Genomic DNA, 22,434 nt, shown 5'->3' with positions numbered 1-22,434 from the left:
ATGCGTGCCTCCTCAGGCGGCGTAGCTGTTGCAGCCCCAGCGTTTCCAGTTCTTCACCCGCGGGCACCGGCTCACCTTCGTCAGCCAGAGATCGAACACGCGCGGTTCGCGAAGACACGCGAAATAGCCGACCCCGTGTATCGCCAGCGCCGCCGGCAGGGCGAGAAAGCTCCCGGTGATCAGGAACAGCTCGGTCGTGACGGCGGCATTGATGACGAAGAAATTATACGTCACGCCGCCAAACATCTGCGGCCGCGTCAATGCGCGATGCACCGGATGGCGGGACAGTGCCGTCATCGCCTCAACCGACCGCCGCGGTCGATTGAATGCCCGAGACGATCGAAGCCGCGCCGAACAGGATGAAGCAGCCGAGAATGACGGTGCCGCCGAATTTCCAGTTCATCCGCCCCGTCAGCATCATGAAGCCGACCGCCGCAACCGCCATCACCGCGACCGCCGTCGCGACATTGCCGAGCATCGTCCCCTGAAGCCAGGCGAGCGCGGACACGATGGGACCGGACCCCTGCGGATCGGCACCTTGCGCCATTGCCGTGCCGGGAAGGGCGAACGCGAGCGCGGCGATGAGCCGTGCGACGGGGCGGGTGAGCATGCGGGAAAGAGCGGCAGACATGGCAATCATCTCCGGGAATGGTCGGACAGGCGGCCCATGACGGCCGCGACATAGGTTTGGGTTTCGCGAATGCGGGCACGCCACCGGCGCGGATCACGCGGCCCGGCCCGGCGTTATAGGCGGCAAGCGCGCGTTCGATATCGCCGTCGAAACGGTCGATCTGTTGCCGGAGGTAGCGCGCGCCGCCTTCGAGATTGGCGAAGGGATCGTCGGCATTCACGCCGAGGTCGCGGGCCGTGCCCGGCATCAATTGGGCAAGGCCGCGCGCGCCCACGGGCGATCGTGCATCCTCGCGCCAGCGGCTTTCCTGCCAGACGAGCGCCTCGATCAAGGCGGGGCTGAGGTCGAAGCGCGCCGATAATTCGTGCACCTTCGCGGCATAACGCGCAGGCAGCAGCGCGGCATGATCGGCAATGTTCGCAAGTGCGGCGCCGGGTACGGCGGGGGCCTCGCCATCGGCGGCTGGCGGCGTCATATCGTCTGTCGCCACGAGATCCCCGGCGATCCAGCGATGGCCGTCTGAGGAAACCTCCATGACATCGGCGCATGCGGGCATGGCCGGCACGCAAAGCGCCAACCCCAGTCCCAAAATGCCACGCGCAAGAATCATGAATGCCTCCCTTGAGGAGGCGAATGAACCCCGTTGATGACACGCGTGTGACAGGCTCGCGTTCAGGGCGCAGGATGAAAAACCCGCCTGTTCAGGAAGCGTTCCCGCACGCCGGCGCGCGGACGGACGCTACACCCCGTCATATGGCGCGGCAGGCGTCACTCTCCGCGCAAAACGTCAATCGCCGGCGGAGCGACACGCGCATCCGCCGGTGCGATATAAGGTCAGTCGGCGGTGGCGAGCCGTTCGCCAGCGGCAAATTCGCCACGCTCCAGCATGGCGAGCGCACTACGGGCGAGCACCTTGCTGTCGACCCACTGACCACTCGCCGTTTCAAGGGCGAAGCGGTCGGCATTGTTCGCGGCGGCCTCGAACATGGTGCGGGCGGCGGCGGTGTCATCCTGCCGCGCATAGGCGATGCCGAGGTTGATGAGCCGGGCGGGATCATCCTCGGCCAGGGCCTCGTTCGCTTCGATCTGGCGGATGGCGGCGGCATCCTGTCCGGCGCGCATCGCTTCATAGGCGACATCGACACGCTCCGCGCCGATCGCGGGGGCAGGGCTCAGCATCAGGGTGAGGGCAAGGGCGGCAAAAGCCATGGCATTTCTCCATCTCGGTCTTCTTATTGAAACCGATTTTGCGCCGCGCCGCCCGCCTCTGCAATCAAAATGTCACAATGTCATCGAACTGTAACATTCGGCGAAGGAGGGGGTCGTCATAGGCAATTTGCGTCCGCTGCAAATTCTCGTCCGAATTATCAGACGAGCGCAAAGAAACTGTCACAACGCGCATCTAGGTCCGCCTTCGCGAAGCCGAATTCGCAGGATTTGATTCTCGGTTTTTACTTGAGGGGGACCGCCGCCGTGACCACTATTTCCCGTACGCTCGTTCTTGGCTGCAGCATGCTGGCGCTGGCCGCCTGCGGGCCGGAGGACATCGCATCGCCCGGCACGGGCGGCAATGTCATCATCAACAATCCGGCGCCCACGCCCGCGCCGACGCCTGCGCCCACGCCGGGCGGTTCGGTGACAGCCGCGAACGGCTGTCCCACCATCGCCGATGCGCAGGGTCTTTCCGACGAAGGCACGATTTCCGGACCGACCGGCGAATATCGCGTCTGCGCGATGCCGGCGCGTTTCAACACCTCCTCCACGCTGCCCTATGTCGAAGGGCTGCTTTACCGCATGGCGGGCCGCGTGGATGTCGGCACCGATGGCGGGCCGACCGCCGATGCGAGCGACGGCGCCACCGACAGCAATGTGACGCTCACCATCGCGCCGGGCGCGATGATCTACGCCAGCGGGTCGTCCTTCCTGATGGTGAACCGCGGAAACAGGATCAACGCGGTCGGCACGGCCTCGCGCCCGATCCTTTTCACCAGCCGCGACAACGTGCTCGGCCTCAACAACGAAAACTCCTCGGGTCAGTGGGGCGGCGTCGTGCTCGCGGGCCGCGCGCCGGTGACCGACTGCATTGCACCGGGCGCCACGCCGGGCACCACCGGCTGCGAACGCCAGGTCGAAGGCGCGGCACAGCCCGCATTGTTCGGCGGCGCGACCCCCGACGACAGCTCGGGCCGCATGAGCTACGTGCAGATCCGCTATTCCGGTTTCGTCCTGTCGGGCGACAGCGAGCTTCAGTCGCTCACCACCGGCGGCAGCGGTTCGGGCACGCAGCTCGACCACATCATGTCCTATAATTCGTCCGATGACGGCGTCGAATTCTTCGGCGGGCGCGTCAATCTGAAGAACCTGATCGTCGTGGGGGCCGAGGACGATTCGATCGACACCGACACCGGCGTGAAGGCCAATCTGCAATATGTCATCGCCGTACAGCGCGAAGGCGCCGGCGACACCATCATCGAGGCGGATTCCAGCAATGGCCTCGAAAATTCGACCCCGCGTCAGAACACGCAGATTTCCAACGCGACCTTCGTCCACCGCAATGCCTCGTCGAGCCAGGCGATCCGCATCCGCGGCGGCACCGATTATGCGCTGGTGAACAGCGTCATCGTCGCGCCGAGCGGCGTGCCCTGCATCCGGCTCGACGATGCGGCGACGATCCAGACCTCCGGCGCGGACGAGAAGGGCGCACCGCGCTTCAATTCGGTCGTGCTCGATTGCGCGACCAATTTCCGCGACGGCGGCGATGTCAGCGCAAGCCAGGCGCAGGCGATCTTCGATGCCGGATCGAACAACAACAAGGATTTCACCAACACGCTTTCGATGCTGTTCATCAACGGCTCCAACGAAAATGGCGTGGTGGCCTTCAACCCGACCGCTTTGTCCAGCTTCTTCGACAATGCGAACTTCGTCGGTGCCGTGCGCGACGCCGCGAACAACTGGACCACGGGGTGGACCTGTAATTCGGCGGCGATCAGCTTCGGCAGCAATGTCGGCACCTGCACCAGCCTGCCGATCTACTGAGGACGCGCAGCCGGAAAAGGGGGCCGTCCGCGCGCCGGGCGGCCCCATGCTGCATCCCGCATCGCACACGCGACTATCTGTTTTCGGACCTGTAATTTGAGGGGGTCTTACATCATGTCCACCGGCTTTCAGCCTTCCGGCAGGCGGCTCGCAGGGCTGCTGCTGCTTTCATCCGCGATGGTCCTGCCCGGCGCCGCGCTGGCCCAGGGCACCGGCGGACCGCCCAGCACCGGAGAAAGCGCCATCCCGCCGCGCCCGTCCGCGGACAACGACCTCACCGATCAGGTGCAGGGCGTCGACGGCGAACCGATCGAGGATGGCCTTGATCAATCCGACATTTCCATTCCCGGTGGCGGCGGCGCGATCGTCGTGACCGGCCGCCGCATCCGCGACGTGTCGCGCGCCAGCACGCAGGTGCTCTCCGTCCTGTCGGCAGAACAGATCGCCCGCACGGGTGAGGGCAACATCGCCGGCGCGCTCAGCCGCGTGACCGGGCTTTCCATCGTGGGCAACGGCAATGTGTTCGTGCGCGGGCTCGGCGATCGCTATTCGCTGGCGCTGCTCAACGGCTTGCCCCTGCCCAGTCCGCAGCCGTTGAGCCGCGTGGTCCCGCTCGACATTTTTCCGACCAATATCGTCGCCTCGTCCCTGGTGCAGAAAACCTATTCGGCGAACTTTCCCGGCGAATTCGGCGGCGGCGTCATCAACCTCACCACCCGCGCGGTGCCGACCGAAAGCTTTCTGCGCATCGGCGGCGGCGTCAGCGGCGACACGCAGACGACCGGCAATGACGGGTACAGCTATTACGGCTCCGACATCGACGCCTTTGGCTTCGACGACGGCACGCGCGACGCGCCGCCCGCGTTGCAGGATTTCTTCGACAGCGGCGCGCGCCTGTCCGACCTCGGCGTGGATCAGGCGGCCATCGCGAAGCAACTCGGCAACCCCGATCTCGTCGTGGCGCAGCGCCTCGGCAATCTGCCGGTGAACTTCTCCGGCTCGATCACCGGCGGCACCGGTTTCGACGTGTTTTCGGATGGCAGGCTCGGCGTGATCGCGACCGCCTCGCTCAGCAATAGCTGGCGCAACCGGGCGATCATTTCGCAGACGGCGGTGAATGCCGACCTCGATCTCAACACCGATTTTCGCGATTACACGACCGACAACCGCATTGTCGTGAACGGGTTGCTCGGTTTCGGGCTGGAGCTTGGCGAGCATAGCTTCCGCTGGACCAATCTTTATATCCGCGACACGCTGAAACAGACGCAGATTTCGGTCGGCGACGAGTTTCAGTCCGGCTTTTCCAAGCAGATTCAGAACAATGGCTGGTTCGAGCGGCAATTGCTCGACACGCAATTCGTGGGCGAGATGGAGTTCGGACCTCTCGAAATCGACCTGCGCGGCGGCTATGCGCAGACGCAGCGCGAGGCGCCGTACGAATACAGCTTCGAATATGTCCGCACGAACGAACCGAACGATCCGTTCGGCGATCTGTTCGTCAACGTGCTCGACCGGCAGCGCGGCGCGGCGTCCGTCACCTTCTCCGAATTGAAAGAGGACCTTTACTACGGCGGCCTCGATTTCGGGTATGAATTGTCGGACTGGCTGCGGGCGAGCGTCGGCTATGCCTATACCGATACGGACCGCTATTCCGAGCGGCGCGAATTCCTGTTCAACGCCTCGACCGATTTTCCCGATGGCGTCGGCGCGCTGCGGCCCGATCTGTTGCTCGGCGATGCGATCATCGATTATTTCGACATCGGCCTCATCGAAAGCACGCAGGCCGATCCCGCCTTCGATGCCGGACTCACCATCCATGCGGGATATGGGCAATTGCGGGTCAATCCGCTCGACCGCGTGAACCTCGACATCGGCGTGCGGTATGAAGACGCGGATCAGAGCGTGAACCCGGTCGAGCTGTTTGCCACGCCGACCAATTCGGGCAGCAGCACCGCGCTCGCCAATGATTATTTCCTCCCCGCCGCGACCCTCACGTTCGAGGCCAGCGACGATTTGCAATTGCGCGTAGCGGCGTCGAAGACCATCGCCCGGCCGCAATTTCGCGAGCTGATCTTTCAGACTTACTACGATCCCGACACCAACCGGCAGTTCAACGGCAACCCGTTCCTGATCGACAGCGAACTGATCAATGCCGAGGCGCGCGCGGAATATTACCTCGGCGGCGGCGACCGGGTTTCGATCGCCGGTTTCTACAAGGATATCGACAACCCGATCGAGGCCTATTCCAGCTTTTCCGACAATGCGCAGGTGACCAGCTTCGCCAATGCGCCCAAGGCCACGCTCTATGGCGCAGAGGTCGATCTGCAATATAGCAAGGACCTGTTCGGCCTGGGCGAAGCGTTCGCGACGAAGCGCGCGGTGATCGTCGCCAACTACACCTATACGAAGTCCGAAATCAAAGTCGGCGAGGGCGACGTGACGCAGGTATTCCCGCGCGGCGGGCAGCCGGCGTCGAACTATTTCCGCGATGGCGCGGCGCTCACCGGACAGTCCGATCATCTCGCCAATCTGCAACTCGGGCTGGAGGACATCGACAGGTTGCAGCAATTCACGCTGCTCTTTTCCTATGCCAGCAAGCGCGTGACGAGCCGCGGTACGAATGCGCTTCCCGACATCCTCGAAAATCCGGGGTTGAGCGTGGATTTCGTCGCGCGCGAGGAAGCGGATTTCATGGGCGTGCCGGTGCAATTGAAATTCGAAGCGCGCAATATTACCGGGCGCGACCATTTCGAATATCAGTCGAACGGCCAAAACCGGATAGAGATCAACACTTACGAGGTCGGGCGCAGCTTCGCACTGAGTGCGTCGGTCGAATTCTGAGCATACGGGGACGGGGCGGGGCCGGCATCGGTTCCGCCCATTCTTACCACACATTCACGCGCACTCGTGGTGGGTCATGGCATGTCGAAGACGTAACCCATCGACCGCACCGTGCGCAAGGGATCGCCAGCCCCCGCGCATTTGAGCGCGCGGCGCAGGCGTCCCACCCATACATCGACGGTGCGTTCGTCGATCGGCGGTTCCTGCTTTCCCAACCCGCCGATCAGCTGCGCGCGGGAAAACACGCGATTGGGGTTTTCGGCAAAGTAGCGCAGCAGGCGAAATTCGTTCGGCCTGAGGTCGACGGGTGTCCCATCCCACCGGGCCTGCAACGCGCCGAGGTCGATGACCAGATCGCCCCGCTCGACGATATTGGCCGCATGGTAATTCTGTCGCCGCGACTGGAGCGCGAGCACGCGGTCGAGCAGATCGTTGCGGTCGACCGGTCCGATCATGTAATCGTCGGCCCCCGCGCGAAGGGCGCGCCGCCTGTCGCCGGCATCGTCCTGTTCGAGGATCATCGTCACGTGGGCATGGTCCATGCGCGGATCGGAACGCAGGCGCCGGCACATTTCCAGCCCCGACATTTCCGGCATGACCCAGTCGATGAAAGCCCAGACCGGTCCTTCGACAAGGCGCTGCGGCCCGTCGCAGCCCAGATGGTCGAAAACGAACCGCTGCGAGCCATGCACGAAGTCGCCCGTTGCAGCGGTGTGCGCCGCTGTCGTGAAGATATTGACTACGTCCATGATCGAAATCCCCGCCGTGCCGCCCGTTAGTGCCGCGCGGTTGTGACGGGTTTGTGACGAACCCGGCGGGTTTCGCAGCGTTACGGGAACGCCGGTACAGGATTGCAGCGGCCCGGCTCCCCACGGGTATGCGGCGTGGCGAATGAAAGCGTCGATCCCGGTTCCATATGAGGCGGGCAAGACACTTGCGAGGCGCCGACCTTTCACGATAGCCTGCTTGCCGGATCGAGTTTTCGACGCTTCGGAGAATGCACACATGCGCAGCTTTCGCCCCGCCTTACCGCCGCGGTGCCGTGCCGTCCTTGCGCTTGTCGGTGTGCTAACGGGGTTATCGCTTGCCCCCGCCGCGTCCGGAACGGTGTACCCCCCCAAACGCGAGATCGAAGCGCCGGGGCCGCAAGGGATGCTGCACGGAACGTTCCAGAACGTCAGCAAGAATGACGCGCCCGTTGTATTGATCGTGCCGGGATCCGGCCCGACCGACAGGGATGGCAACAGCCCCGCCGGGATCAAGGCCGCGAGCTATAGCGGGCTCGCCTTCTGGCTGATGATAAGGGGCATCGCCAGCGTGCGCATCGACAAGCGCGGCATGTTCGCAAGCGCCGACGCCATCGCCGATCCCAACGCCGTCACCATGGGTGATTATGCCAACGATGTGCATGCCTGGACAAAGGCGATCGTGGAGAAAACGGGTGCGCCTTGCGTCTGGGTGATGGGCCATAGCGAGGGCGGCACGGTCGCGCTTCTCGCGGCCGCGAATGCGGAGGGTGAGGCGGCGCGCAACATCTGCGGCGTCATCACGCTCGCGGCACCGGGTCGGCCACTGGGCACGATCATGCGCGAACAATTGCGGGCCAACCCGGCCAATGCCCCGATACTGGACGATGCGCTGGGCGCGATTGCCACGCTGGAGGAGGGCCGCCGCGTCGATACCGGCGGTTTCCATCCGGCGCTCGCCGCCCTGTTTGCCCCTGCGGTGCAGGGGTTCCTCATCGACAGCTTCGCCATCGATCCCCCGGCGCTCATCGCAGAGATTTCGAAACCCGTCCTCATCGTGCAGGGCGAAGAGGATATTCAGGTCACGCCCCGCGATGCCCGGTTGCTGCACGCGGCAAAGCCCGATGCGACCCTCGCGCTGCTGCCGGGGGTGAACCATGTGTTGAAAGACGTGCCGCCGGGGGATCGTGCCGCGAACATGGCAAGCTATGCCAATCCCTCCTTGCCGAATGCGCGCGGCGTGGTCGATGCGATTACCGGCTTTGTGATGCAGCACCGCTGAACGCGATTTCGGCACGACGACAAAAGGGGTAAGGGGGTTGTGAATGCGCGGCGCCCGCCTATTGCGGGGCGGGCGGACATCGGCGCATCGGCGCGGATCGCGAGACGTCGGAGAGCGAAAGGTGACATTGCCGCAATTCTACGCGCAGGATCTCGCCCGGCTCGACACGATGGCGCGCCGCCGTGGGCTCGCTTTGCCGCGCGGGCGGGATTTTTCCTCCAACGATTATCTGGCGCTGGCCGGGTCGGATGCGCTGCGCGATGCGGCGATGCATGCGCTCGAACGCGGGGTGCCGATGGGCTCCGGCGGCTCGCGCCTGCTGCGCGGGCACAGGGCGGAACATGCGCAGGTGGAGGAAGATGCCGCGCGATTTTTTGGGTCGGAGGCGGCGCTATTCATGAGCACGGGTTTCGCCGCGAACAGCCTCCTGTTTTCCACGCTCCCACAGAAGGAGGACTGCATCTTTCACGATGCGCTCATCCACGCGAGCGCGCATGAGGGGATGCGACTGTCGCGGGCGGCGCGGCGCGGCTTTGCCCATAATGACGTGGATGCCGCCGCCGACGCGATCGCGCAATGGCGTGCATCGGGCGGGTCCGGCACGCCGTGGATCGCTTTCGAAACATTATACAGCATGGATGGCGACGTCGCGCCGGTTGCCGCATTTGCGGCGCTGGCGCGGGCGGTCGGCGCCACGCTGTTCATCGATGAGGCGCATGCGGTCGGTGTTTACGGGCCGCAGGGGCGCGGGCTGGCGTCCGGTTTGCAGGGGGAGGAACACGCGATCGTGCTCGCCACCTGCGGAAAGGCGCTGGGCTGCGAAGGGGCGCTGGTGCTGTGTTCGGATGTGATCCGCGACTTCCTCATCAACCGGGGCCGGGGGTTCATATTTTCCACCGCGCCGTCGCCGTTGATGGCCGCGGTGGTCGGCGATGCGCTGCGCCTGATCGCGGAAGGCGACGACCTTCGCCAGAGGCTGCGCACACGCGTGCAGGGCGCGGCCGATCGGTTCGCCGCGCTCGGCATCGCGCCCAGCGGGTCGCAGATACAGCCTGTCGTCATCGGGGAGGAAGCGCGCACGATGCAGATTGCCGCCGCCTTGCAGGCCGAGGGATTCGACATTCGCGGCATTCGACCGCCTACCGTGCCACAGGGCACCGCCCGGCTGCGCCTCTCGATCACGCTCAACAGCGACGAAGAGGATATGGACGCGCTCATTCATGCGATGGAGCGGTTGTTGTGAGCCGCACGATCGTCGTCACCGGGACCGATACCGATATTGGCAAGACCGTCTTTGCCGCCGGGCTGACCGCCGCGATGGGGGCGCATTACTGGAAACCGGTGCAGGCCGGGCTCGACGATGGCAGCGACAGCCGGACGGTCGAGATGCTCGGCGTGCCGGCGGCGCGGATCGTGCCCGAAGCGTATCGCCTGACGACGCCATGTTCTCCCCATCTCGCGGCGGAGCGTGACGGGGTCGAGATCGATCCGGCGCGGCTGACGCTGCCAATGGTGGATGGCCCGCTCGTGGTGGAGGGGGCGGGCGGCGCGCTGGTGCCGGTGACGCGCGGGCTGCTCTATGCCGATCTGTTCGCGCGGTGGGGCGCGCCGGTGGTCATCGTCGCGCGGACCACGCTCGGCACCATCAATCACAGCCTGCTCACCATCGAAGCGTTGCGCAGCCGCGCTGTGCCGATTCTCGGCATCGCGTTCGTCGGCGAGGAGGTCGAGGATAGCGAGCGCATCATCTGTGCCATGGGCCGGGTGCGTCACCTGGGCCGGTTGCCGCATGTCGACCCGCTCGATGCGCGGACCTTGCGCGCGGCGTTCGCAAATGGTTTCGATGCGGGCGGTTTCGGCAGGGAGACATGGGCATGACAGGTTCCCCGATCTGGCACCCCTTCACGCAGCATGGCTTGAACGAACCGATCCCGCGCGTCGCACGGGCGGAGGGCGCGATGCTTTATACCGATGACGGGCGCGACATCGTCGATGCGATCTCGTCATGGTGGGTGACGACGCACGGCCATGCCCATCCGCGCATCGCCGCCGCGATTGCCGAACAGGCCGCCCGCCTCGACCAGATCATCTTCGCCGGGTGGAGCCACGAACCGGCCGAGCAGCTTGCCCGTTCGCTCCGCGCCATCATGCCCGAAAGCCTGACGCGCGTGTTCTTTTCCGATTCCGGCTCCACCTCGGTCGAGGTCGCGTTGAAAATGGCGCTGGGCTACTGGCTCCACCGGGGGGAGGCGCGGCACGCGATTGCGGTGATGGACCACGGCTATCACGGCGATACGATCGGCACCATGTCGGTGGGCGCGCGCGGCACGTTCAACCGCGCTTACGAACCCTTGCTCTTCGACGTGACGAGCATCCCCTTTCCCGCCGAGGGCGCGGCACAGGCGACGCTCGACGCGCTCGATGCCGCGTGTGCCGCGGGGGCGGCGGCTTTTGTGGTCGAACCGCTCGTGCTCGGCGCGGGGGGCATGATGATGTATGGCGCCGACACGCTGGCGCAGATGCGGGCCATTTGCGCGGCGCATGGGACATTGTTCATCGCGGACGAGGTGATGACCGGATGGGGCCGGACAGGGACGATGCTGGCGTGTGAGCAGGCCGGCGTGGTGCCCGACATATTGTGCCTTTCCAAAGGGTTGACCGGCGGGGCCGTCCCTCTTGCCGTCACCATGGCGAGCGAGCCTGTCTATGACGCGCATCTGTCGACCGACCGGGGGCGCATGTTCTTTCATTCGTCGAGCTATACCGCCAACCCCGTGGCCTGCGCGGCGGCGAACGCCAATCTCGCCATCTGGCGCGAGGAGCCGGTGATGGACCGGATCGCCACGCTGGCCGCGCGGCAGGGGGTGCATCTCGATACGCTGTCGCGGCGGGGCGGGGTGGTGAATATCCGGCGCTGCGGGACGATCGCGGCGTTCGAGGTGGGCAATGGGGGCGGATATCTTTCCGACCTTGCGCCGCGGATGATGGGCATGTTTCGCGAACGCGGCGTACTGCTGCGTCCGCTTGGCAACACGGTTTATGTCATGCCGCCCTACTGCATTACCGCGGCTGAACTCGACCGGGTTTACGCAACGATCGCGGATGTCCTCGACGCGGTTACGGCATGAACCCCGGGCCGGATGTCCGTCACGGCGCGCTCCATCTGTTCATGGGCTGGTGAGCCGCGCATCCAAAGCGCCGCATCATGCCGATTTCACTGAAGCCGGAAATTGTCATTCGCAATTGGGGGCTGGTGCGCAGATCCCATCGGAAAAGCGGGCGCCGCACTTGATGGGCGGATACGGCATGGGATCGCGCCCGAAGCCCTGTTTCGGCAGGATCCCCCCAAATATTGAGCGATGCCGTCCCGTCGTTGCGCGTGATGCTTTGATCCGTCACGCGCACCCCGTCCCACCGCTTTCACCGGGTCGCCGAATGCGGCCTTCGTCAATTGTCGCGAGCATAAGGCGACCCGGCGAAGGTCACGGTGACGAAGCGCGACTACGCCGGCGCCGTTGCGCGGCATGGTCCCATTCGCTCGCCGGCGGACCGGCTGGGCAAGGCGGCGGCTTTCCCCTTCACAGGCTGCGGCCGCGTGCCTGCCAGCGCCGAACACGCGGGGGAAGCGCCGCCTTTCGGCCAGGAGACGGAGCGATCAGGCCGGACAGGCGCTCACCTGCTGCGTGCCCGATATGGCGAAGGACGCCGCCGTGCAGTCGTCCGAAACGCCGATCCAGTCGAGGTCCCGCGTATCGCCAAAATGCTTCATCACACCCGACACGAGACCATGCGCGATATGGGCAAAGGGCCGGTGGGAGGCATAGGTAATGACGATCGTGTCGCCCTCGCTGCGCGAGACGACGGACGGCGGCGCGGATCGGGGATGAAGCGCGCGCACCTCATGATGGATATGGTCGTTGACATGCGCGAGCAGGGCCTCCGCGCTCGAATATCTGCCGACGATCTCGGCATAGAGGATGGCGAACCGTTCGAAGAGATATTCCCCGAAAGCGCGGCACAACACAGTCATGTCGATCTCGCCGAGTTCCGCCGCCACCCCGACGACGCGCACCGCCTCCTCCCAAGGGTAGTAGCCAGTGGGCGAATAGGCACCGCCATGCGGCAGATTGGCGCGCGACAACACCTCTTCGGCAAAAATTTGCCCGCCTGTCTTGTCAAGAAAACCTACCAGCTCGGTATAGACCACGCCCCGCATGCAATGTTCCTCCATGAATTGAACGTGGAAATGTCATGCAACTATCGTGCCGGGATCGAAACCGGCAAAACGTTGATGCCATGGCAATACGCGTGGACATGCTCGCCGCGTTGCTATGCGGTGTGCGCAGGCCGCGTCGAACCGACGCATTTGCCGCGACGCACGGTTTTGAGACCACCACCGCAGCACTCGTCCCCGCCATAGCCGGTCATTCATGCCGTCGTTACGGTGACGAGGGTGACGACGGTCAAACCCGGCGCAAGGCCGCGCACCGACGGCAAGAATGCGCCTATCCAAGACGCCGAACGCAAACAATCACGATCATGGCACTTTCGCCGCTGCGGCGCGGTCAATGGGCGCTTTCATCGAGTATAAGCGCAAAGGCACGCTGTGCCTCGGCAAACGCGGCGCGGCGGGCTTCACCGGTGCTTCCCTTCAACGCGGCCTGTTGAACGCGTGCCTCTTCGCCCAGACTTTCCTCTCCGAATGCGCCTGCGACCCCGGCAAGCTGATGGAGAAGGCGGACGATCTCCGCCACCGCTGCGTCGTCGGCCCGTTCGGGGTCGACGGCATGCAGGGCATCGAAGGTTTCGCGGCGAAGCGCGAAATAGCGCATTTCGATCGGGCTTCCGGCGCTCGCCTGCGACGCAGGGGCGGGTGCCGCCGGCGTGGCGACGAGATCGCGGTTGAGCCAGCGCGCGATCTTCCGCTTGAGCAGGTCGAGGCGAATGGGTTTCGCCAGATGATCCTGCATCCCGGCGGCAAGACAGCGTTCGATATCCTCGCGATAGGCATTGGCCGTCTGGGCGACGATGGGCAGTTCGCGCGCGCTGAATCCTTCGGCGCGCAGGGTCCGCGCGGCCTGCAATCCGTCCATGACCGGCATCTGCATATCCATCAGCACCAGCGCGTAGGGATCCCCGATCTGCTGGGCTTCTCTCACCATGCGGACGGCTTCCTGCCCGTTTTCGGCGATATCGGCATTGAGCTTCATCCTGTCGGCCATGGACAGGATGAGAACCTGGTTGATGTCGTGGTCCTCGGCAATGAGCACGCGGGGCGAACCTTCGAAGCCGGGCCATTCCTCCTCCTCGGGGACGTCGGCCTCGGCGACGACTTCGCGGGTCAATTCAACCGGAATGGAAAGGGTGAAGGTCGAACCCTCGCCCGGTGTGCTGTCCACGTGCAGATTGCCGCCCATCATGCGCGCAAGCTCGGTGCTGATGGTGAGGCCGAGCCCCGTTCCGCCATAGAGGCGGGCGGTGGATTCGTCGGCCTGGCTGAATTCGCGGAAAATGGTTTCGAGCCGGTCTTCGGGAATGCCGATCCCCGAATCGCTGACCGCAACCATCAGGCTGTCGCGCCCTTCGTCCCGCTTGATCGTGACGTTGGTGCGCACGAATCCGCTCTTGGTGAACTTGATCGCGTTGCCGATCAGATTGGTCACGACCTGACGCAGGCGCAGGGCATCGCCCAGTATGGCCTGCGGCACGTCATCCGCGATGGTGAGCGTGAATTCGAGCTGTTTCTGACGCGCGGTCGCCTCCAGGACGCGCATGCTGGCATCGATCGTCTCGCGCAGGTCGAAATTCTGGCGCTCGATCCGCATCTGTCCCGCATCGATCTTCGAGATGTCGAGAATGTCGTTGAGAATCTGCATCATCGCCCGCCCGGATTCGGAAATGAGCCGTGCCTTGTCGCGCTGATCCGGGGTCAGGTCGCTGTCGAGCAGCATTTCGGTGAAACCCACGACGCCGTTCATCGGGGTGCGGATTTCGTGGCTCATATTGGCGAGGAAGGTCGCCTTTGCGGCGGCGGCGGCCTCGGCGCGGCGGCGTGCGGCGATCAGGTCGAATTCCATGTGCTTGCGATCCTCGATATCGCGGATCGAGGCCGAAACCTCCCGGGCTTCCCCCGTCACCGGATCGCGGATCAGCGCAACATTCGCCTCCAGCCAGCGATAATCGCCATCGCCCGCGGCATCGTTCCCCGGAATGCGGGAACGATAGGCGAGGATCGTCTTCTCGTTCCGCCCGCTGATGAGGTCGCGCCATGCGCTGCGCATCATGTTCTCATCCTCGGGATGGATGAGGCTGAGCGATTGTTTCCCGATCAGCTTTTCAGGGGGCGCGCCGAGCACGTCGCGCGTCGAGGGCGAGGCGTAGATACAGACCCCGTCCAGCGCGATGCGGAACACCGCGTCGGTCGCGTTCTGCGCCAGGAGCGAGAGCTGATCGTCGCGCTCGGCCAGATCCTTTTCGAAACGCTTTCTCTCGGTGATATCCATGGCGACGCCGATATATCCGCGCAATTCGCCGTCATCGCCCCATTCGGGCGTCGCGATCACATCGACCCAGTAAACGTCGCCGCTCTCCCGGTTGCACAGACGGAATTCGTGCCGGTGGGCGATCCGTCCCGCTGCGGCATCGAACCAGCGCTTCATCAAGGGCGTCACATCGGCGGGATGGACCGCTCTTGACCAGCCGAGGCCCATCGCCTCCCTGTCGTTCATGCCGGACATGCGCGACCACACCGCATTGACATAGGTGAACATGCCATCGGGCGCGGTGCGGAAGATCCCCGCCGGGGAAAGGTTGGAGAGCGACTGGAACCGCTCCTCGCTCTGCTTCAGCGCGTCGGATGCGCGTTTCTGCTGTGTCACGTCGATGGCGACGCCGATGAAACCGAGTGTGTTGCCGTCTTCATCGAGGTTCGGCGCCGCGATCAGATCGACCCAGAAGGGCGGGAAACCAGGTTTGAAGAAACGAACCTCGGTCCGGATCTGCTTGGAATTATGAACCGCGTCGAGCCATCTTTTCTTGAATGCGGCCTTGTCGTCCGGGTGAACCGCGTCGAGCCATCCCGCACCCAGCGCACGCGACGCCTTCAGCCCCGTCGCGCGCAACCAAGCCTTGTTCACATAGGTGCAGAAGCCAAACGGGTCGGTGCGGAAGATACCCGCGGGCGAAAGACCGGTAAGATTGGCGAACTCGCGCTCGCTGTCGCGCAGCGCGGCCACGGTGGCGCGCAATTCGGCGGTGCGCGCATCCACTTCGGCCCGGACCTGCGCTTCGCGGCGAAGACCCGCCAGCAGCACCGCAGCAAAAATCAGCGTCAGCAACAGCCCGCCCAGAAGGACGAGATGCGCTTCATAAGTGCTCGATCGCTTTTCGAAGGCGCGCGTGCTTTGCCACACCACGGTCCAGTCGCGGCCCATTACGCGTATCGTTTGCCGGCGCGCAAACATGGGGCGGTGCCCGGCGGCATCATCGGCGATATCGGTATAGAGAATACGGTCCGGGTCCGGCCGGGTGCCGTCGTAAACGGTAACGTCGAGCAATTCGTCCTGACTGGCCGAAAGCCCCTTCATGAAGCGAGGCGCGATGAATGGCGCGTAGATCCATTCGCGAAGGGCGGCGCGCCGCTGCGCAACGGTGTCGAGGGGCATGCCGGGTTCGTACACCGGGTGAAGCAGGAGAAAGCCGACGCTCTCGCTTTCATCCTGCACGAGCGTGATGCGGTCGGAAATCACGGCCTCGCCCGTGTCGCGAGATTGGCGCGCGGCCTGCCGGCGGTGTTCCTCGGACGCGATGTTGAAGCCCAGCGCCTTGGCGTTGGCCTCGATCGGTTCGGCCAGCGAAATGACGAAGTTCTCGTCGAGATCGTCGGCCGGATGAACGTCGAAATCTTCGAGGCCGGAGGCTCTTTTTTCCGCAACGAATGCGTCGATCTGCGCATCGGGTACAGGCTGGATGATGCCGAGCCCGCTGATGCCCGGCAGGGTTCCGCCCGACAGGAGGCCGAGCACGTAGGTACGCCATTCGGCGGGCGTCACCTCTTCCGAAATCTCGAAAAGCCCGACCGCGCCGTCGAGCGCCTGACCATAGGATTGCAGCCGGTTGGCGAGTGCCTGCGCATTGTCGCTGACCAGCCCTTCGAACGCTGCTTCCACGCGTTGATGACGATTATGGGTAACGATGTGCCAGCCCACGAGCGTCGCGGTCAGCATGAGGATCACCGCCAGGAACGGAAGCGGGGGGAAGGGGGCGAGCGGCTTTTCGCGCCAGAACACCTTGTTCCGCATCCACGGGGCGAGCAGGAAAAGCGGCAGCACGATCGCCACGCCGCTCGCACTGCCCAGCCACCATCGCAGCGCCGTGCCGAACAGATCGGATGCGCCCAGAAAGCCTGTAACATACATCGCCGCCGTGCCGAACACCGACCCGACAAGACACGTCACCGGCGCGGCAAGCATCAGCAGGCGCAGCGCATCGTCCCGACCTGCCAGCCTGACCGGGAAACCGGCCTTCCTGCGGACCAGGAATGCGCCCAGCGCCGCCTGCGCCGTGGAGCCCGCAGCGGTCGATGCCGCGGCCACCAGCGCCAGATCGTTGGGCGGGAAAAAACCGGCGGTAAAGAAATAGAACCCGCTGCCCAGCGCGCCCAGAAAGACCGCGCCCGCCATGCGATAGCCCAGGATCACGAGCGCGCTGATCGCGATGCCCGAAGCGGGCCAGATAACGATCGAATTGCCCGGCGGCGGCGCCAGTTTCAGCGCGGCGATGGCGAGGACGAAATAGCACAGCGCGACCATGCCAAAACGGACGACCCCGCCCCCGACGAACGAGGGGGGGATGATCGTGTTTCCCTTTGCGAGGCGCCTCTTCGAAAATCGCGCCATGTGGGTCATGTGCGTTCGTCAGCCTCGATACGGCGGGAGGCGGCGATCTGGCTGACCTCACGCGAAAATGCGATCAGGTCGGCGCGCTCTTCCTCGTCGAAACCGGCGCGCGTCCTGCGGTCGATGACGCATACCGTGCCGAGCTTGCTCCCGTCATGGGCGACGATGGGGGCGCCGGCATAGAAACGGATGGAGGGGTCGCCGGTGACCATCGGGTTGTCGGCGAAACGGTCGTCGGCGGTCGCGTCGGACACCACCATCACGTCGTCCCCCTCGATCGCGTAGGCGCAAAAGGCCATCGACCGCGGCGTCTCGCTTTGATCCAGCCCGATCTTCGCCTTGAACCACTGACGATCGGCATCGACGAGCGAGATGAGCGCAACCGGCACGCCAAAACGTTTCGCAGCGCGGCGTACGACATCGTCGAATTTTTCCTCCGGCTGCGTGTCGAGCAGGCCATTTCCGTGCAACGTCGCCAGCCGTTGTTCCTCATCCATCATACGCGTCCCGATTTGTCCAATGCACGGATAGTTATAGCAAATTATTCTTTGCAAAACCTTTATGGGGGTGTCCCGTGATTACGGTATAATGGTTCGGGAACGGATGTATCTACGCGGGCGCGCGATCCTTGCGGAGTGTGAGAGCCACGATGCTGATGATTGCCGCCACCGCGATATAGAGCCCGACAAAGCCGAGCCCGCCGATTTCGGCAAGCGCCTGCGCCGCGACCGGCGCTACCGCTCCGCCAAGGATTCCGCCCACGTTGAAGGTCAGCGATGCGCCGCTGTAGCGGACGCGCGCGGGGAACAGTTCGGGCAGATAGGCGCCGAGCGGTCCATACAGGAACCCCATGCACAGCAGCGCGAGCGACAGGAACAGCCAGATCAGGAACAGCGAACCGCCGCCGAACAGCGGCCCCATCAAAAGTCCCACGCCGATCGCGCCCACGCATCCCGCGATCAGCACGCGGCGCGGCGAGGACCGGTCCGCCGCAACCCCCGCCAGCACGATGCCGAGCGCCATGAAAAGGATCGCACCGAGCTGCACCATGAGGAATTCGGACCGGCCATAGCCGAGCGTCGTCGTCCCGTATCCCAGCGCGAAGGCGGTCGACAGATAGAACACGGCGAAACAGGCCACGACCGAAAACGTGCCCGCCAGCGTCGCGGGCAGGTGGGAGCGCAACAGGTCGGCCATCGGCGCCTTGGCCGGGGGAGCCTCCTCCATCGCGGCGGCAAAGGCCGGCGTCTCCGTCAGCTTGAGCCGCACCCACAGTCCCAGCACGACGAGCACCGCACTGAGCAGGAACGGCACGCGCCAGCCCCATTCGACGAATTGCGCATCGCTCAACACCGAACCGAGCAGAAGGAAGAAACCATTGGCAAGGATAAAGCCGATCGGCGCGCCCAGTTGCGGGAACATGCCGAACCGCGCCTTGTAACCCGGCGGCGCGTTTTCCACCGCGAGCAGGGCCGCGCCGCCCCACTCCCCGCCGAGGCCGAACCCCTGCCCGAAACGCAGGATGCAAAGCATGAGCGGCGCCAGCCATCCCGCCATCTCATAGGTCGGGAGAAACGCGATCAGCAAGGTGGACCCGCCCATGAGCATGAGCGAGGCGACAAGCGTGGATTTGCGCCCGATGCGGTCGCCGAAATGGCCGAACACCGCCGCGCCGACGGGCCGCGCGACAAAGGCGACGCCAAGGCTGGCATAGGCGGCGAGCAATTGGGCCGACGGCGATCCTGCCGGAAAGAAGAGCGGACCGAAGACCAGCGCGGCCGCGGTCGCATAGACATAGAAATCGTAGAATTCGACCGCCGTGCCGACCATGCTCGCCAGCAATACGCGCCCGTGACCCCGAAACCCTTGCAACATCCGTCTTCTCCCTCGCGCGCCGCTATAGGCGAGGGGCGGCGGCGTTGCCTAGACGGCTTGTGGCGCCGCACGGCCCGGCCCATCGGCCTGTTGCACGCCGCGCGATTGCTGCTAGCCCGGCGGGCCGATCCCTTGAGACATGGAACCCATCATGACCGACGCGACGCCTGACGAAACCTCCGCACAGCACAAGGCCCGGATGCAGGAAATGCAGAAATCGCAGGCGAAGCGCCGGCGCGAGCTGACCGATCCGGAACGCGGGCTGGTGCTGGTGCATACGGGCGATGGGAAGGGGAAGTCGAGCTCGGCCTTTGGCGTGATCGCGCGCGCGCTCGGCTGGGACAAGAAGATCGCGGTCGTGCAATTCATCAAGGGCAAGTGGAAGACGGGCGAGAAGAATTTCTTTGCCCGCTTTCCCGATTCCATCGACTGGCACGTGATGGGCGAAGGCTTCACCTGGGACACGCAGGATCGCGCGCGCGACATCGAGGCGGCGGAGAAGGCGCTCGCGACCGCGGCCGGGCTGATCGCGTCGGGTAAATACGATCTCGTCGTGCTGGACGAGATCCACATTGCATTGCGCTACGATTATCTCACACCGGAGGCGGTGATCGCCGCGCTGGAAGCGAGGGGCGATACGGCGGTGATCCTGACCGGGCGAAACGCACCGCAGGCGATCATGGACTATGCCGATACGGTGACAGAAATGACGGAGATCAAGCACGCCTATCACGGCGGCATCCGCGCGCAGCAGGGCATCGATTTCTGACCATCGCGGGATTGACAAGCTGCGCGCGCTTTCGCAATGGCTGCGCGCAGACGGTGCTGCGCATGCGAAATCATGTGGAAGCTAAGAGGGAAGCCGGTGCGATGCCGGCGCTGTGCCCGCAACTGTAGGCCGGGAGCCTCGAGCCAACATGTCACTGGCAATGCCTTTCGCAGGCACGCCGGGAAGACGGTTCGAAGGCGTCGATCGGTGAGCCAGGAAACCTGCCGTCGCGTCGTTCGTCCGGGGCCGGGTCCAGCCCACAGGGACAGGAAAGTTTCTTTCCGAAGTAGCGACAGCCTGGCCGGTTTCCGGTGCCGCGGGTCCATGATCTGTCGGCAGGCCTTTGTTGTCGAACGAACCGCGTGGGTATCGGGGCCCTCGCGCGGGCCTTGCTTTGGACGTTTACCATGATTTTCAATTTCCGTCTTCTGGCCGCCGCATCGGTGCCCGCACTTCTTGCCGCGAATGCCGCCTCGGCGCAGATGCTGACGCCATCGCCCGTCGACCTGCCGCGCGGCGACGCGATTTCGCAGGATACCATCGTGGTCACCGCCAACCGCACCGAACGTGCGATCAGCCAGGTCGGCCAGTCGGTCACCGTCATCGCCGAACCCGAAATCATCGCGCGCCAGCCCAGCGACGCGCTCGACGTGTTGCGCACCGTGCCGGGCGTGACCTTCACCCGCAATGGCGGCATCGGCACCAATGCCGGCGTGTCGATCCGCGGGGCGGACAGCGACCAGACCGTCGTGCTGATCGACGGGGTGAAGCTCAACGATCCGGCCTCGACCGGGGGCGGGTTCAATTTCGGTCCGCTGCTCATGGGCAATATCGCGCGGGTCGAAGTCGTGCGCGGATCGCAATCGGTGCTTTACGGAAGCCAGGCGATCGGCGGCGTGGTCAATCTCTTCACCCGTGCACCGGGGGACGAGCCGGCCATGTTCGCAAGCGCGCAATACGGATCGCGCGACACGGTCGAACTGGTTGGCAATGTGTCGGGCCGGGCCGGGCCCGTGGGCGCGAGCCTTGGCGCGACCTATCTGCGCACCGACGGCATCTCGGCCTTCAGCGAGGCCCGGGGGGGAAGCGAGAAGGACGGCTTTGAAAGCATCGGCGTCAATGGCAAGCTGGATATTGCGCTCGCCAGCAATCTCTCGCTCGACCTTCGGGGGTTCTACGCCGATAGCGAGGTCGGCATCGACGGGTTCCCGGCGCCGCTCTACGCCTTTGCCGACACGCCGGAAGTATCGCATCGCGAGGATTTCGTCGGCTATGCCGGGCTCAATGCCGCGTTTTTCGACGGGCGGTTCCGCAACCGGCTCGGCTTCGCCTACACCAATATCGACCGCCGCAATGTCGATCCCAGCCTTTCGGGTGAGACCGAAACCTTTGCGGCACAGGGCGAAAACCGGCGCTTCGAATATCAGGGGATCGTCGATGCCGCCGATTTTGCCGAGCTGGTCTTCGGGGCGGAGCGCGAGGAATCCGAATATGACAGCGCGCCCAACGCCGCCGACGTCGCGATCAACAGCGCCTATGGCCAGGTGAACCTGACGCCGGTGCGCGGCCTGTCGCTTACCGGCGGGGTGCGGCATGACGATCACGACACTTTCGGCGGTGCGACGACCTTCGCGGCGAGCGGGGCCTATTCTCCCAACGCCGGCGCCACCGTGCTCCGCGCCAGCTATGGCGAGGGGTTCAAGGCGCCCTCGCTGTTTCAGCTTTACAGCGAATACGGCAATGGCGCGCTGCTGCCGGAACGGGCGGAAAGCTGGGACGTGGGGTTGACGCACAGCTTCCTCGGAAATCGCGCAGAGGTTGGCGTCACCTATTTCGAGCGGTCCTCGACGAACCTCATCGCCTTCGTCTCCTGTTTCGGGAATCCGGCGGCGATCTGTGCCGATCGTCCCTCCGGCACCTATGACAATATAGCGCGGGCGAGCGCCGATGGCTGGGAATTCGGGGTGGCGCTGCGGCCGGTTGACGGTTTCGACGTCGCGCTCAATTACAGCATCGTGGACGCGTTCGACGACATGACCGGCAACCGGCTCGCCCGGCGGGCGCGGGACAAGGCCAGCCTCGTCCTCGACTACCGGACGCGCGGCGGCATCGGGCTCGGCGCGACGGTGCTGATGGTGGGGGACAGTTTCGACAATGCGGCGAACACGCGCAGCCTCGACGGCTATGTGGTGAGCGACATCCGGGCAAGCTACGCGCTGACCGACAGGCTGGAGCTGTTCGGGCGGGTCGAAAACCTGTTCGACGCCGACTATGAAACGATATTCCGCTATGGACAGCCGGGGCGCATGGCCTTTGGCGGCGTGCGTTACCGGATGTAAATGCCGTGACAGGCCGCG

16 protein-coding genes, 1 pseudogene and 1 riboswitch are annotated in these 22,434 nt (G+C 64.7%); of the genes and pseudogenes, 8 read left to right on the top strand and 9 right to left on the bottom strand.

All coding sequences use genetic code 11. The features are described 5' to 3' along the window. Positions 1-12: 12 nt before the first annotated feature. The 4 genes and pseudogenes from JD971_RS01375 to JD971_RS01360 form a co-directional block, all read right to left on the bottom strand. Complete coding sequence (locus JD971_RS01375) at positions 13-297, bottom strand: type IV secretion system protein VirB3 (RefSeq protein WP_202085460.1); 285 nt, start codon at positions 295-297, stop codon at positions 13-15. Between the two features lie 4 nt (positions 298-301). Then, positions 302-610 carry a TrbC/VirB2 family protein gene (locus JD971_RS01370; protein WP_202085459.1) on the bottom strand — a complete coding sequence of 103 codons (309 nt, stop codon included), beginning with the start codon at positions 608-610 and terminating at the stop codon, positions 302-304. A gap of 26 nt (positions 611-636) precedes the next feature. Continuing rightward, a pseudogene (locus JD971_RS01365) lies at positions 637-1,187 on the bottom strand (lytic transglycosylase domain-containing protein). A gap of 278 nt (positions 1,188-1,465) precedes the next feature. Next, positions 1,466-1,840, bottom strand: coding sequence for a hypothetical protein (locus JD971_RS01360; RefSeq protein WP_202085455.1), 375 nt, complete (start codon positions 1,838-1,840; stop codon positions 1,466-1,468). Between the two features lie 264 nt (positions 1,841-2,104). On the opposite strand from JD971_RS01360, the gene JD971_RS01355 reads away from it, so the two are divergent. Both JD971_RS01355 and JD971_RS01350 read left to right on the top strand, forming a co-directional pair. Then, positions 2,105-3,667 (top strand): hypothetical protein, encoded by a 1,563-nt coding sequence (locus tag JD971_RS01355; protein WP_202085453.1) that lies wholly within the window; start codon positions 2,105-2,107, stop codon positions 3,665-3,667. Between the two features lie 114 nt (positions 3,668-3,781). Beyond that, positions 3,782-6,508: a TonB-dependent receptor domain-containing protein gene (locus tag JD971_RS01350; RefSeq protein ID WP_202085451.1), complete on the top strand. Its 2,727-nt coding sequence runs from the start codon at positions 3,782-3,784 to the stop codon at positions 6,506-6,508. Positions 6,509-6,582: 74 nt separating this feature from the next. On the opposite strand, the gene JD971_RS01345 is transcribed toward JD971_RS01350, so the two are convergent. Next, positions 6,583-7,257 (bottom strand): response regulator transcription factor, encoded by a 675-nt coding sequence (locus JD971_RS01345; RefSeq protein ID WP_202085448.1) that lies wholly within the window; start codon positions 7,255-7,257, stop codon positions 6,583-6,585. Positions 7,258-7,615: 358 nt separating this feature from the next. Here JD971_RS01345 and JD971_RS01340 point away from each other — a divergent pair, with 358 nt between their 5' ends. The 4 genes from JD971_RS01340 (at position 7,616) to JD971_RS01325 (ending at position 11,664) form a co-directional block, all read left to right on the top strand. Further along, entirely contained in the window at positions 7,616-8,536 is a 921-nt protein-coding gene (locus JD971_RS01340) for an alpha/beta hydrolase (protein ID WP_236672210.1), read from the top strand. 121 nt (positions 8,537-8,657) lie between these two features. After that, the gene (locus JD971_RS01335; RefSeq protein ID WP_236672209.1) at positions 8,658-9,779 is read left to right on the top strand and encodes an 8-amino-7-oxononanoate synthase; all 1,122 of its coding nucleotides are present in this window, start codon (positions 8,658-8,660) and stop codon (positions 9,777-9,779) included. Further along, positions 9,776-10,414 carry a dethiobiotin synthase gene (gene bioD / locus JD971_RS01330; RefSeq protein ID WP_202085444.1) on the top strand — a complete coding sequence of 213 codons (639 nt, stop codon included), beginning with the start codon at positions 9,776-9,778 and terminating at the stop codon, positions 10,412-10,414. Before JD971_RS01335 ends, bioD begins: the two co-directional genes overlap by 4 nt. Further along, entirely contained in the window at positions 10,411-11,664 is a 1,254-nt protein-coding gene (locus JD971_RS01325) for an adenosylmethionine--8-amino-7-oxononanoate transaminase (RefSeq protein ID WP_202085442.1), read from the top strand. Before bioD ends, JD971_RS01325 begins: the two co-directional genes overlap by 4 nt. A 527-nt stretch (positions 11,665-12,191) precedes the next feature. Here JD971_RS01325 and JD971_RS01320 read toward each other — a convergent pair. From JD971_RS01320 to JD971_RS01305, 4 genes are all read right to left on the bottom strand, one after another. After that, on the bottom strand, positions 12,192-12,752 hold the full coding sequence (locus JD971_RS01320) for a heme NO-binding domain-containing protein (protein WP_202085440.1): 561 nt from the start codon (positions 12,750-12,752) through the stop codon (positions 12,192-12,194). A gap of 349 nt (positions 12,753-13,101) precedes the next feature. Next, complete coding sequence (locus tag JD971_RS01315) at positions 13,102-17,433, bottom strand: CHASE domain-containing protein (protein ID WP_202085438.1); 4,332 nt, start codon at positions 17,431-17,433, stop codon at positions 13,102-13,104. A gap of 5 nt (positions 17,434-17,438) precedes the next feature. Continuing rightward, positions 17,439-17,933: a GAF domain-containing protein gene (locus JD971_RS01310; protein WP_202085436.1), complete on the bottom strand. Its 495-nt coding sequence runs from the start codon at positions 17,931-17,933 to the stop codon at positions 17,439-17,441. Between the two features lie 109 nt (positions 17,934-18,042). Then, the gene (locus JD971_RS01305) at positions 18,043-19,308 is read right to left on the bottom strand and encodes an MFS transporter (protein ID WP_202085434.1); all 1,266 of its coding nucleotides are present in this window, start codon (positions 19,306-19,308) and stop codon (positions 18,043-18,045) included. Between the two features lie 151 nt (positions 19,309-19,459). Between JD971_RS01305 and cobO the strand changes: the two genes are divergently transcribed. After that, a complete protein-coding gene (gene cobO, locus JD971_RS01300; protein ID WP_202085432.1) occupies positions 19,460-20,077 on the top strand; it encodes a cob(I)yrinic acid a,c-diamide adenosyltransferase in 618 nt (205 codons plus the stop codon). 34 nt (positions 20,078-20,111) lie between these two features. Further along, positions 20,112-20,321, top strand: a riboswitch (cobalamin riboswitch). A 163-nt stretch (positions 20,322-20,484) separates the two neighbouring features. Then, on the top strand, positions 20,485-22,416 hold the full coding sequence (locus tag JD971_RS01295) for a TonB-dependent siderophore receptor (protein WP_202085430.1): 1,932 nt from the start codon (positions 20,485-20,487) through the stop codon (positions 22,414-22,416). The last annotated feature ends 18 nt before the right edge of the window (positions 22,417-22,434 follow it).

This window comes from Croceicoccus sp. YJ47, assembly GCF_016745095.1.
Classification (GTDB): domain Bacteria; phylum Pseudomonadota; class Alphaproteobacteria; order Sphingomonadales; family Sphingomonadaceae; genus Croceicoccus.
Note: the sequence above shows the minus strand (reverse complement) of the source record. Positions and strands in the feature narration are given on the sequence as shown.

What these genes read in the sequence shown, in the direction of transcription:
- JD971_RS01295 (WP_202085430.1), top strand. Translation starts at nt 20,485, where the DNA reads ATGATTTTCAATTTCCGTCTTCTGGCCGCCGCATCGGTGCCCGCACTT.
- JD971_RS01350 (WP_202085451.1), top strand. Translation starts at nt 3,782, where the DNA reads ATGTCCACCGGCTTTCAGCCTTCCGGCAGGCGGCTCGCAGGGCTGCTG.
- cobO (WP_202085432.1), top strand. Translation starts at nt 19,460, where the DNA reads ATGACCGACGCGACGCCTGACGAAACCTCCGCACAGCACAAGGCCCGG.
- JD971_RS01325 (WP_202085442.1), top strand. Translation starts at nt 10,411, where the DNA reads ATGACAGGTTCCCCGATCTGGCACCCCTTCACGCAGCATGGCTTGAAC.
- JD971_RS01320 (WP_202085440.1), bottom strand. Translation starts at nt 12,752, where the DNA reads ATGCGGGGCGTGGTCTATACCGAGCTGGTAGGTTTTCTTGACAAGACA.
- JD971_RS01305 (WP_202085434.1), bottom strand. Translation starts at nt 19,308, where the DNA reads ATGTTGCAAGGGTTTCGGGGTCACGGGCGCGTATTGCTGGCGAGCATG.
- JD971_RS01310 (WP_202085436.1), bottom strand. Translation starts at nt 17,933, where the DNA reads ATGATGGATGAGGAACAACGGCTGGCGACGTTGCACGGAAATGGCCTG.
- JD971_RS01375 (WP_202085460.1), bottom strand. Translation starts at nt 297, where the DNA reads ATGACGGCACTGTCCCGCCATCCGGTGCATCGCGCATTGACGCGGCCG.
- JD971_RS01360 (WP_202085455.1), bottom strand. Translation starts at nt 1,840, where the DNA reads ATGGCTTTTGCCGCCCTTGCCCTCACCCTGATGCTGAGCCCTGCCCCC.
- JD971_RS01315 (WP_202085438.1), bottom strand. Translation starts at nt 17,433, where the DNA reads ATGGCGCGATTTTCGAAGAGGCGCCTCGCAAAGGGAAACACGATCATC.
- JD971_RS01345 (WP_202085448.1), bottom strand. Translation starts at nt 7,257, where the DNA reads ATGGACGTAGTCAATATCTTCACGACAGCGGCGCACACCGCTGCAACG.
- JD971_RS01370 (WP_202085459.1), bottom strand. Translation starts at nt 610, where the DNA reads ATGCTCACCCGCCCCGTCGCACGGCTCATCGCCGCGCTCGCGTTCGCC.